Origin of the sequence: Streptomyces sp. NPDC006134 (genome assembly GCF_040628835.1) — a bacterium.
Classification (GTDB): Bacteria; Actinomycetota; Actinomycetes; order Streptomycetales; family Streptomycetaceae; genus Streptomyces.
The window spans coordinates 18,944-31,716 of record NZ_JBEXTV010000006.1 but is presented as its reverse complement, the minus strand read 5'-3'; the positions used below and the strand labels follow the sequence as shown (position 1 = coordinate 31,716).

General features: G+C 73.1%; 3 protein-coding genes. All 3 read left to right on the top strand.

Features of this window, described 5'->3' with window-relative positions:
• The first annotated feature begins 334 nt into the window (after positions 1-334).
• From ABZ340_RS05610 to ABZ340_RS05600, 3 genes are read left to right on the top strand one after another with little or no spacing between them, the layout of a single operon-like run.
• Entirely contained in the window at positions 335-9,727 is a 9,393-nt protein-coding gene (locus tag ABZ340_RS05610; protein ID WP_358780456.1) for an amino acid adenylation domain-containing protein, read from the top strand.
• 56 nt (positions 9,728-9,783) lie between these two features.
• Positions 9,784-11,058 carry a cytochrome P450 gene (locus ABZ340_RS05605; protein WP_358780455.1) on the top strand — a complete coding sequence of 425 codons (1,275 nt, stop codon included), beginning with the start codon at positions 9,784-9,786 and terminating at the stop codon, positions 11,056-11,058.
• The gene (locus tag ABZ340_RS05600) at positions 11,055-12,746 is read left to right on the top strand and encodes an NAD(P)/FAD-dependent oxidoreductase (RefSeq protein WP_358780454.1); all 1,692 of its coding nucleotides are present in this window, start codon (positions 11,055-11,057) and stop codon (positions 12,744-12,746) included. Before ABZ340_RS05605 ends, ABZ340_RS05600 begins: the two co-directional genes overlap by 4 nt.
• Positions 12,747-12,773 lie beyond the last annotated feature (27 nt).

Sequence of the window (12,773 nt, the reverse complement as noted above, 5' to 3'; positions counted from 1 at the left end):
GCGGAGCCGGGGAAGTACGCCGTTCGGCAGGGGCGGGACCGGCGGGGGAAAGCCCGCCCCGACGCCCGCGGCAACGACACGGGGCGGTGCCCGGCGGCCGGCGGCGGCCACCGGTGCGGGCGGCGCGGCTTCGGCCGGGAGCGCGCGGCCGGTCCGCTGATCCACACCACCACCGGCCCGGGCCTTCGGGCCGGGTGTGCTCTGTGCCGTCTCCGGCTGCGCCGGACCGGTCCGTCCGCCGCAGCGGCGGTCTCCGGTCCTTCTCCTTCACGGGGACGTGCGGGGACGACAACGCACCAAAACTTCAGACCTATGGCGAACACGGAGGAACGTCTTGAGCCGGGACAAGATCGCGGTTGTCGGTATCGGATGCCGTTTTCCGGGCAAGGCATCTTGTCACCGGACCTTCTGGCAGAACCTGATCGACGGCAAGGACTGCATCACACCGACACCGGCCGACCGGTACGACGTCACCTCCCTCGGCAGCCCCGGCAAGGTCAGACCGGGGCGGCTGGTCGGTGGCCGGGGCGGATACATCGAAGGGTTCGACGAGTTCGATCCGGGGTTCTTCGGCATCAGCCCTCGTGAAGCGGCGCACATGGATCCGCAGCAGCGCAAGCTCCTCGAGGTGACGTGGGAGGCCCTGGAGGACGGCGGGCTGAAACCCGAGGAACTGGCCGGGCGCGATGTCGGGGTGTTCGTCGGCGCCTTCACCCTCGACTACAAGATCCTCCAATTCGCCGACCTGGGCTTCGACACACTGGCCGCCCACACGGCCACCGGCACCATGATGACGATGGTGTCGAACCGCATCTCGCACTGCTTCGACTTCCGCGGCCCCAGCGTCTCGATCGACACCGCCTGCAGTTCGTCCCTCGTCGCCGTGGACCTGGCGTGCCAGAGCCTGCTGCGCGGCGAGAGCGTCCTCGCGCTCGCCGGAGGCACGCTGCTGCACATGGCGCCGCAGTACACCATCGCCGAGTCGCAGGGCGGGTTCCTCTCCCCGGACGGGCGGTCGTGCACCTTCGACGCGTCGGCCAACGGCTACGTCCGGGCGGAGGGCGTCGGCGTGGTGGTGCTCAAACGGCTGGCGGACGCCGAACGCGACGGCGACCCGGTCCACGCGGTGATCACCGGCAGCGGCGTCAACCAGGACGGCCGTACCAACGGCATCACGGTGCCGAATCCGCGGGCCCAGGAGGCGCTCGTCGAGCGGGTCTGCGCGGAGGCGGGGCTCGTGCCCGGAGACCTGCAGTACGTCGAGGCGCACGGGACCTCCACGCCGGTCGGTGACCCCGTCGAGGCGGCCGCGCTGGGCCGGGCCCTGTCGATCGGGCGGGAGCCCGGCGCCCGGTGCTATGTCGGTTCGGTCAAGCCGAACATCGGGCACACCGAGGCGGCGGCCGGCATCGCGGGGCTGATCAAGACCGTGCTGTGCCTGAAGCACCGTACGATTCCTCCCCACATCAACCTGGCGCGGCTCAACCCGGCCATCGACCCCGCGTCCCTGCCCTACGAGATCCCGAGGCAGGTCACCGGCTGGCCCGAGCGCAGAGGACCCGCGCGCGCCGGGGTGAACGCGTTCGGCTTCGGCGGTACCAACGCGCACGTGGTGCTGGAAGAGGCGCCGAGGCCGGAGGGGGGACCGCGTCGCGCCGAGGGCGGGCCCGCGGAAGCGGCGAAGCCGCACTGGACCGTTCTGCCGGTGACCACGCGCGACCCCGCCGCCCTGCCCGAGCGGGCGGCGGGCATCCGGCGCGAGCTCGCGGGCGCCCGCCCCGGCGGGGAGCCGGTCTCCCTGTCCGACCTCGGCCACACGCTGGCCCACCGGCGCCAGCACCTGGAGTCGAGGCTGTCGGTCGTGTACCGCTCGCGCGCGGAGCTGGAGGAGGCCCTGGACGCGTACGTCCGGGGCGAGGAACACCCCCGTGTGCTCACGGGCCGGCGGCGTGAGGCCCGGGACCGGCGGATGGTCTGGGTCTTCACCGGCATGGGGCCGCAGTGGTGGGCGATGGGACGCCGGCTCTTCGAGGAGGAACCGGTCTACCGGGAGGCGATCGAGCGGTGCGACCGCGAGATCGCACGGCTCACCGACTGGTCGCTGGTCGAGGAGCTCTCGGCCGACGAGGCCGGTTCGCGGATGCACGAGACCTGGCTGGCGCAACCGGCCAACTTCGCCCTCCAGACCGGGCTCGCGGCGCTGTGGCGCTCCTACGGCGTGCACCCCGACGCCGTCGTCGGGCACAGCACCGGCGAGGTCGCCGCGTTCTACGAGGCCGGCGTCTACAGCCTCCGGGACGCGGTCTCGCTCGTGGTGCACCGCAGCCGGCTCCAGCAGCGGACGGCGGGCACCGGCACCATGCTCGCGGTGAGCCTGTCCGAGGGCGAGGCCATGCGCCGTCTGCGCCCGTACGGCGACCGGGTGTCGATCGCCGCGTGCAACGGCCCCCGCACGGTGACCCTCTCCGGCGACCGGGACGCGCTCGAGGAACTCGCCGCCCGGTTCCAGGCCGAGCAGGTCTTCGCACGGCTCCTCCAGGTCGAGGTGCCGTACCACAGCGCCCGGATGAACCCCCTCAAGGACGATCTGCTGTCCTCGCTGGCGGACCTGAAGCCGCGCGCGGCGCGGGTGCCGGTGTACCTGACCGGGCGGGAGGGCACCGCACGCGGCACCGAGCTCGACGCGGACTACTGGTGGGACAACGTCCGGGGCACCGTGCGCTTCCGGTCGGCGGTCGACCGGCTGGCCGACGACGGCTACCGCGTCTTCCTGGAGATCGGCCCGCACCCCGTGCTGGGCCAGGCGATCCAGGAGTGCCTGGCCGCACGGGGCGTCGACGGCACGACGCTGGCGTCGATCCGCCGCCGGGAGGACGAGCCGGAGCGGTTCATGCGCTCTCTGGCCGCGTTGCACACCATCGGCGTCGACGTCGCGTGGGACGTCCTGCAGCCCGAGGGGCGGCCGGTGGCGTTGCCTCCCTACCCGTGGAAGCGGGAACGGCACTGGGTGGAACCCGCACCGGTGCGGCAGGTCCGGCTCGGCGGGCACGACCACCCGCTGCTGGGCCGCCGCATGGCCCGGGCCGAACCCGCCTGGGAGACGAGGCTGGACCTCGGGACGGCCCCGTACCTGGGCGATCACCGCATCCAGGGCGAAGCCGTCTTTCCCGCGGCGGGCTACGTGGAGATGGCCCTGCAGGCGGTACGGGCGATGACCGGCGGCACCCAGGCGGTACTGGCCGACGTCCGGTTGCGCAAGGCCCTCTTCCTGTCCGACGACGGGCCCGCCACCGTACAGCTGTCCTTCTCCTCCCAGGACGCCGCGTTCACCATCGCGAGCCTGCCGGGTGACGGGCGGGACCCGGTCCTGCACACGAGCGGGGTGGTGCGCGCGCAGCAGCCCCGCCGGGCGGACGGGGAACTCGACCTCGACGCGGTCCGCGCGCGCGGCACCCGCCGTCTCGACGGCGCCGCCTGCTACGCGGCCCTGGCCGGCCGGGGATACCACTACGGTCCCGCTTTCCAGGCCATCGAGGAGGTGTGGATCGGCCCCGGTGAGGCACTGGCCCGTATCCGGCCGACCACGCCGATCGGTGACACCGCCGCCCGCCACCACATCCACCCGGTGCTGCTCGACGCCTGCTTCCAGACGCTGCTGACGCCCACGCTGCCGGACGACGGCACACCCGCGCGGGGCACCGGCACGCTGCTGCCGCTGTCCCTGGAGGAGGTGCGGATCGACCCCGTCGGCGACCGCTGTCTGTGGGCGCACGCGACCGTGTCGGAGCACGAGGACGGGCAGCTGGTGGGCGACATCGCCCTGTACGCCGACAGCGGCGCGCCGCTCGGGCGGATCAGCGGCTTCCGCGCGGCCGACACCGAGACGACGACGACCGCGGTCGGCCTGCCGACCGTCGACGGCTGGCTGACCGAAGTGGCCTGGACGGAGCGGCCGCCCGTGCCGGACGAGGTCCTCGCCGCGGGTGGGGCCGCGCGGGACTGGCTGGTGTTCGCCGACGCCCAGGGGGTCGCCGGCGCACTCGCCGCCGCGGTGACCGCGGCCGGCGGCCGCTGCCATCTGGTCCGCCCGGGCGACGGTTACCGCGCGGCGGGCGAGGGCCGGCCCTGGACGGTCGCGCCGGACTCCGCCGAGGACTTCGCGCGCCTGCTCGCCGAGGTGCGTGCCGTCTGCGGCGGGCCGCCCGGCGCCCTCGTGCACCTGTGGAACCTCGACGCCCCGCCGGTGGAGGCGACCGGCCGGCACGCGTTCGACGGGCACACCGCGACCGGCCTGTACTCGCTGGTCGCCCTGGTCCGGGCACTGCGGCGCGAGGAGCCGGAGGGCCCCGGGACCCGGCTGCACATCGTCACCCGGGGAGCGCAGGCGGCGGCGGACGGGGACGTGGTGGAACCGCTGGGCGCGCCCGCCTGGGGAATCGGCCGCGTGCTGCGCCACCAGGAGCTGACCACCCACCCGGGCAAACTCGTCGATCTCCCCCCGGCCCCGCCGGACGATGCCGCGTCCCGCCGCCGGGAGGCCGAGGCCCTGCTGCGCGAGATGGCGTACGACGACGGCGAGGACGAGGTCGCCCTGCGCGCCGGCCGCCGCCTCACCAGCCGGCTGGTACGGGCCGCCGGCCTCACCCGCCCGCTTCCGCTGCGGCTGCGCCCCGACGGCACCTACCTGGTGACCGGGGCGTTCGGGGCCCTGGGGCGGCTGCTGTGCCGCACCCTGGTCCGGCGGGGCGCGCGCCACCTGGTCCTCGTGGGCCGCACCGCCCTGCCCGAACGGGCCCGGTGGCACGGGCTCGACCCCGCGAGCCCGGCCGGGCGCGCCGTGCGTTTCGTCCAGGAGCTGGAGTCCCTCGGGGCGCATCCCGTGCCGGTGTCGCTGGACGTCGCCGACGAGGAGTCCCTGACCACCTGGCTGGCCGGTCACCGGGCGTCCGGGGCGGCTCCCCTGCGCGGCGTGTTCCACCTCGCCGGGCAGGTGTGCGACACCCTCGCGCCGGAGATGGACCGGCGTGTCTTCGACACCGCGTACCGTCCCAAGGCGGTGGGCGCCCACCTCCTCCACCGCCTCCTGCGCGACGAACCGCTCGAACACTTCGTGCTGTTCGCCTCGGTCGCCTCGCTGCTGACGACCGCCGGGCAGGCCAACTACGCGGCCGGCAACGCGTTCCTCGACGCGCTCGCGCACCGCCGCCGCGCGCTCGGCCTGCCCGCGCTGAGCATCGACTGGGGGCCGTGGGCGACCGGCATGATCGAGGAACTCGGGCTCGTCGAGCACTACCGGACCCACCGCGGCATGACCTCGTTGTCCGCGCACGCCGGCATGGCCGTCCTCGAACGGGTGATCGGCCAGGACCGTGCCCAGCTGGTGGTCGCCACGGTCCACGACTGGCCGGTCTTCCTCGGGTGGTACCCGTCCCCGCCGCCCCTGGTGGCCGGCCTGGCCGCCGAGGCGGCCCCGCGCGCGGAGATCCCGCTCCACGGCTTCGCCGACGCCTTCCGGGAGGCCGGCGACGAGGAGCGCCGGGCCCTGCTCACCGACCGGTTCACCGCACTGGTGACGGACGTCCTGCGGGTCAGGGCCGAGGAGGTGGACCCGGCGTGCTCCCTGACCGCGATGGGGCTGGACTCGCTGCTGGCGATGGAGCTGCGCGGACGCGTCCAGGCCGAGCTGGGGATCGCGCTGCCGGTGGTGGCGCTGCTGAGCAACGCCACCCTCGCCGATCTGGTGGAACAGGCCCACGAGGATCTGGCCGGGCTGCTCGCCGCGGACCCGGACGAGGACGCCGGCACCGCGGTCGAGGTGTACGACGACGAGCGGCAGTACCCGCTGACCCAGAACCAGAAGGCGCTGTGGTTCCTCAAGCAGCTCGACCCGGACGGGTTCGCCTACAACATCGGCGGGGCCGTCGAGGTGCGCGTCGCGCTCGACCCCGACCTGATGCTGGCCGCCTTCACCACCGTGATCGAACGCCACCCCAGCCTGCGCGCCAACATCGTCCTGGACGAGGGGCGGCCGGTGCAGCGGATCTCCCCGACGGCGGCCCCGGACTTCCGGGTCTTCGACGTGGAGGGCCGGGAGTGGGACGACGTCCGGCAGATGATCATTCACGAGTACCGCAGGCCGTACGACCTCGCACGCGATCCGCTGGTCCGGCTCCGCCTGTTCCGGCGCGGCCCGGACCGCTGGGTGCTCATGAAAGCCGTCCACCACGTCGTCTCCGACGCCGTGTCGACCTTCACCTTCATCGAGGAACTCCTCCGGGTCTACGAGGGGCTGCGGCGCGGCCGGCCCGCCGTGCTGCCCCCGGTGGCCGCGACCTACCTCGACTTCCTCAACCGGCAGAACCGGCTCCTGGCCGGTCCCGAGGCGCGCAGGATGCTCGCCTACTGGAAGAGCAGCCTCCCGGACGAGGTGCCCGTCCTCGCCCTGCCCACCGACCGGCCGCGTCCGGCCGTGCAGACCCACAACGGCGCGTCCGAGTTCTTCGTCCTCGACGAGGAGCTGAGCGCCCGTGTGCACGCTCTGGCGCGCGAGCACAACGTGACCGTCTTCATGGTGCTGCTGAGCGCCTACTACCTCCTGCTGCACCGCTACAGCGGGCAGGACGACATCATCGTCGGCAGTCCCGTCACGGGGCGCACGCGGGAGGAGTTCGCCTCCGTCTACGGGTACTTCGTCAATCCGCTGCCGCTGTACGTGAGCCTGGCGGGCGAGCCGACGGCCGCCGAGCTCCTGGCGCGGGTGCGCGACACGGTGCTGGGCGGTCTGGACAACCAGGAGTACCCCTTCGTCCTGCTGGTGGAGGAGCTCGGCCTGCAGCACGACCCGAGCCGTTCCGCGGTGTTCCAGGCGATGTTCATCCTGCTCACCCACAAGGTCGCCACCGAGCAGTACGGGTACCGCCTGGACTACATCGAACTCCCGGAGGAGGAAGGGCAGTTCGATGTGACCCTGTCGGTCTACGAGGACGAGGCCGAGCGGCGTTTCCACTGCGTGTTCAAGTACAACACCGACCTCTTCGACGCGGCGACGATGCGGCGGATGGCCTCGCACTACGTCAACCTGCTCGAAGCGCTGACGCACGCGCCTGCGGACCGTCCGGTCACCCGGCTGCCGCTGCTCGGCGCCCGGGAGCGCGACCGCATCCTGACCGAGTGGAGCGGTGCCGGGCGCCGGGCGCCCCTCGACCGCCCGGTGCACGAGCTGTTCGTCAAGGCCGCCGCCGAGCATCCCGGGGCCGTCGCCGTGTCGGCCCCCTCGGAGTCGGGCACCGTCCGGCGCCTGACGTACGCCGAGGTCGAGCACCGCTCCCGGGTGGCGGCGCACCGGCTGCGTGAACTGGGCGTGCGCGAGGGCACCGTGGTGGCCCTGTGCCTGGAGAAGTCGCCCGAGCTGGTCGTCACCGTGCTGGCCGTGCTCCGGGCGGGCGGCGCGTACCTGCTGCTGAACCCCGGCTACCCGGACGACCGCCTGGTCCGCGCGGTGGACGGCGCCGGTGCCTCGCTGGCCGTCGTCGCGGACGGGAGCGGGCGCGCGCGTCTGGCCCCGGCCGCCGGACGGGTGGTGACGCTGGAGGAGCTGGCGCCGCACGGGTCCGGGGCCGCTCCGGGGCCCGAGCCCGCCCCCGAGCCCGCCCCGGGGGTCGCCTGGGAGGCTCCCGCCTACGTCGTCCACACCTCCGGCTCCACCGGCCGCCCGAAGGCCGTCCGGGTCAGCCACCGCAGCCTCGCCGCGGTGTACGAGGGCTGGCGCGAGGAGTACCGCCTCGACCGCGACGTGCGGGTCCACCTCCAGCTGGCGAACCCCTCCTTCGACGTCTTCACCGGCGACCTGGTCCGTGCGCTGTGCTCCGGCGGCACCCTGGTGCTCGTCGGGCGCGACCTGCTGCTCCACACCGGCCGGCTGTACGAGACGATGCGGGCCGAGCGGGTGGACTGCGCCGAGTTCGTGCCCTCGGTGGTCCGCGGTCTGATGGACCACTGCGCACGCACGGGCGCGCGGCTGGACTTCATGCGCCTGCTGATCGTCGGCTCCGACAGCTGGAAGGTCGAGGAGTACCGGCGCCTGCGCGGCCTGTGCGGTCCCCGGACGCGCCTGGTCAACTCCTACGGGGTCACCGAGGCGACCATCGACAGCACGTACTTCGAAGGCCCGGACGACGGACTGGAGCCGAGCGACATGGTGCCGATCGGGCGTCCCTTCCCGAACAGCGAGGTCTACATCCTGGACCGGCACGGCGAGCCGGTGCCGCCGGGCGTGCCGGGTGAGCTGTGGATCGGCGGCGAGGGCGTCGCGCTCGGTTACGCGGGCGCCCCGGAGGAGACCGCGCGGCGCTTCACCGCGCCGGTGGCTCCGGGCGGGTCCGGCGCCATGCCGGCGCGGGCGTACCGCACGGGCGATCTCGCGTGCTGGGACGCCGACGGCGGCGTACGGCTGCTCGGCCGCACCGACTCCCAGCTCAAGGTCCGCGGCCACCGCGTCGAACCGGGGGAGATCGAGGCGCACCTGGCGACGTGGCCCGGCCTGGACCAGTCGGTGGTGACGGTGCGCGGCGACGGACGGGGCGAAGACGTCCTGTGCGCCTACTGCGTCCCCGCGGCGGGCACCGCACTGGATCTGCGCGCGGTGCGCCGCCACCTCGCCGGCCGGCTGCCGACCTTCATGATCCCGTCGTACTTCGCCGAACTGCCCGCGCTGCCGCTGTCCCCGAACGGCAAGGTCGACACGGCCCGGCTGCCCGCCCCGGAGTTCCCGGACGACCGGGGCGACGACGAGCCGCCGGCGACGGAGTACGAGGTGCGCGTGGCCGAGCAGTGGCGCGCCGTGCTCGGACGGGAACGGGTGGGGCTGCGGGACGATTTCTTCGAGATCGGCGGCAGCTCGGTCAGGCTCATCGAGCTCGTCCACCGGCTGGAGTCGGAGCTCGGCGTGCCGGTCCCGGTCAGCCACCTGTTCAAGATCACGACCTTGCAGGGCATGGCCACCACCGTGGAGCACATCGTCACCGGCCGGCTCACCGGCCCGCAGCCCTGGCTGCGGTTCAACGACGGCGACGGAACCCCGCTCTTCTGCTTCCCGCCGGCCGGCGGCCACGGCCTGGTCTACCGCGGATTCGCCGCCCACCTGCCGGAACACCGGATCATCGCGTTCAACCACCTGCCGGGCGACGACAAGACGGACCGCTACGCCGACCTGGTCGAGTCGCTGCAGAGCGAGGGCCCCTGCATCCTGATCGGCTACTCGCTCGGGGGCAACCTCGCCTTCGAGGTGGCCAAGGAGCTGGAGCGGCGCGGCCGGGAGGTGTCCCACGTGATCATCCTGGACTCGTACCGCATCGGTGAGTCCTTCACCCTCGCCCCCGAGCACCTGGAGGCGTTCGAGCGCGAGCTCGGCGAGCACCTGCACAAGCACACCGGCTCGCGGATCGTCACCGAGGAGACGCTGGACCAGGCGAAGGAGTACATCGACTTCTGCGCCCGCACCCCGAACACGGGGACGGTCGCGGCCCGGATCGGCGTGATCTCGGACGAGCAGAAGACGGAGCTGTACGCCGCCGGCCGGGACGGCTCCTGGCACGGCAGCTCGACCACGGGCACCTCGGTCCTGCAAGGCTCCGGCGTCCACGCCGACATGCTCGACCCGCGGCACCTGGAACGCAACGCGGACCTGGTGCGAGCCCTCCTGCTCGGGACCGCGACGGGCACCTCGTGACCCGCCGCCGGCACCCCCTTCCCCAACGTCCACCCGCCCGAAAGGCCGACATCCCCGTGCACACACCGTCCGAACCGCTCGCCTACCCCTTCGCGCCGGGCCCGGGGCTCGCCCTGCACCCGGTCTACGCGGAGCTGCGCGAGCAGCCCCTCGCCCGGGTGCGCATGCCCTACGGAGAAGAGGCGTGGCTCGCCACCCGGTACGCCGACGTGAAGGCGGTGATGTCGGACCCGCGTTTCAGCTTCGCCGAGGCCGTGGGACGCGACCAGCCGCGGATGCGCCCCTGGGCCCGCATCACCGGCGGGCTCTTCGCCCTGGACCCGCCCGAGCACACCAGGCTGCGCGGCGTGGTGGCCAAGCAGTTCAGCGCCCGCCGGGTCGAGCTGCTGCGCGACCGGGCCCGCGGACTCGCCGAGGACCTGCTCGACCGCATCGTGGCGTCCGGCACGACCGCCGACCTGGTCGAGCAGTTCGCCGTCCCCTTCCCGACGACGCTCCTGTGCGAACTGCTGGGAGTGCCCGAGGAGGACCATCGCCGGTTCTGGAACTGGGCGGACGCCAAGCTGTCCGACGCCACGACGGACGACGAACTCAGGGAACAGTCCGCGGAGTTCTCCTCCTACGTCTCCGCCCTGTTCGAGCTGCGCCGCAAGGAACCGCGTGACGACCTGTGCAGCTCCCTGCTGCAGGCCAGGGACGAGGACGGCCTGATCACGGAGGAGGAGATGCTGTCGCTCGCGGGAGACCTCCTCGTCGCGGGGTTCCTGACCCTCAGCCACCAGATCGCGAACTTCTTCCACCGTCTGCTGACCCACCCCGAGGAGCTCCGGCGACTGCGCGAGCGGCCGGACCTGATCCCCTCCGCCGTGGAGGAGCTGACCCGGTACACGCAGCTCAACAGCTTCCTCCTCCCCCGCTACGCCACCGAGGACGTCGAGCTGGGCGGAACGGTCGTCCGGGCCGGGGAGCCCGTCCTCATCGCGGTGGCCGCCGCCAACCGGGACGCGGCGGTCTTCCCCGACGCCGACGAGCTGCGCCTGGACCGGACGGGCCCCGCCCACCTCGGTTTCGGGCACGGAGCGCACTTCTGCGTCGGCGCGCACCTGGCACGCGTGGAGCTGCAGGTGGCCCTGGAGACGGTGCTGCGGCGCCTGCCCGGACTGAGGCTCGCCGTCCCGGAGAGCGGCCTGCGCTGGAAGACGGAGGGCATGGTCTACGGCCTCCACGCGCTGCCCGTCGCCTTCGACGCACCCGGGCGCTTCCCGGCCGGGGCCTCGGGGTCCCGCCCCGCGTCACGCGCACACGACACCGGAAGGAGGCCGACCGGATGACCCCCGGCACCGGAGCGGACGGGAACGGGGACGGCCGCGATCCGGGCCCCGGCGGCGGCCCCCGGGTCCTCATCATCGGCGGGGGCGTCGGCGGCCTGTCGACCGGCTGCTACGCGCAGATGAGCGGCATGCGGACCCGCATCCTCGAAAAGCACGTCCTGCCCGGGGGCTGCTGCACGGCCTGGTCACGGGGCGGTTACCTCTTCGACTACTGCATCGAGTGGCTCACCGGCACCGGTGCGGGCAACGACGCCGCCAGGATCTGGCGCGAGCTCGGGGCCCTCGACGGCAAGACCGTCACGAACTTCGAGGCGTTCAACACCGTCGTCGGCGAGGACGGCCGGTCGGTGACGTTCTACAACGACCCGGACCGGCTGGAGCGGCACCTGCTGGGCCTCTCGCCCGCCGACGCGCGGCCGATCCGGGCCTTCTGCCGCGACCTGCGGCGGTTCACCGGCATCAACCTGTACCCCTTCCTGACCCCGCCGCCGCTGCGGACGACGCGCGAGAAGCTCGTTCTGCTCCGCACCGTCCTGCCCGCCTTCCTCCTGTTCTGGCGCACGGCGGCCACCCGGATGGAGACCTTCTGCGGCAAATTCCAGGACCCTTTGCTGCGCCGCGCCTTCCCCTACATCTTCTTCCAGGACCACGAGGTCTTCCCGCTGCTGCCCTACCTGTTCAACATGGCGAGCGCCTGCCACGGGAACGCCGGTTTCCCGCAGGGCGGGTCGCTGGGGCTGTCCCGGTCCATCGAGGAGCGGTACCTCTCGCTGGGGGGCCGGATCGACTACCGCGCCCGGGTGGAGCGGATCCTCGTCGAGGACGACCGCGCGGTCGGGGTGGAGCTCAGGGACGGCACACGGCACTACGCCGACCACGTCGTCTCCGCCTGCGACGGCCACACCACGATCTACGGCCTGCTGGGCGGGCGGTACACCGGTCCCACCGTCGAGAAGCTCTACACCGAGATGCTGCACAAGCCGGAGTACGTGTACCCGGGCGTGGTCTCCGCGTTCGTGGGCCTAAGCGGTGACGTGGACCCCGCCACCCCGCACAGCACCACCTACCTGCTGTCGCCCCAGGACAGCGCCGCGCTGCCGGCCGTACGGCAGAACAGCCTGGTGGTGCAGTTGCGTTCGCGGTACTGCGACAGCTTCGCACCGGCCGGCAAGTCGGTCATCCACTGCACCTACTTCAGCGACTTTGGCCACTGGAAGACACTGCGCACCACCGACCGCCGGCGGTACCGGGCGCGCAAACGGGAAGTCGCCGATTTCGTCCGCGCGTTCCTGGAGCGCCACCACCCGGGCATCGGGGAACGCATCGAAGTGATCGACGTGGCGACACCGGTGACCACGCTGCGCTACACCGGCAACCACGAGGGCAGCATCCTCGGCTGGAAGTCCTTCACTCCGGCGGAAGACCTGGCGAACAGGCTGGTCGACAAGGACCGCATGCGGCTGCCGGGCCTGCGCGGCTTCACCATGGCGGGCCAGTGGACCGGTGGCGGGAGCCTGATCCGTACGGCGTCCGCGGGCCGCTTCGCCGCCCAGTACCTGTGCGAGGAGCTGGGGCTGGAGTTCCGGGCCTCGGAGAGCCCCGGCGCCGGCCCCTGGCACCGCGGCAAGCTGGGGCGGTTGCCGCAGCTGGACCCCTGGCCCGACCACCCTGCCGCGGGACGGACATGAACGACGGGCGTGAGCGACAGACCGAGC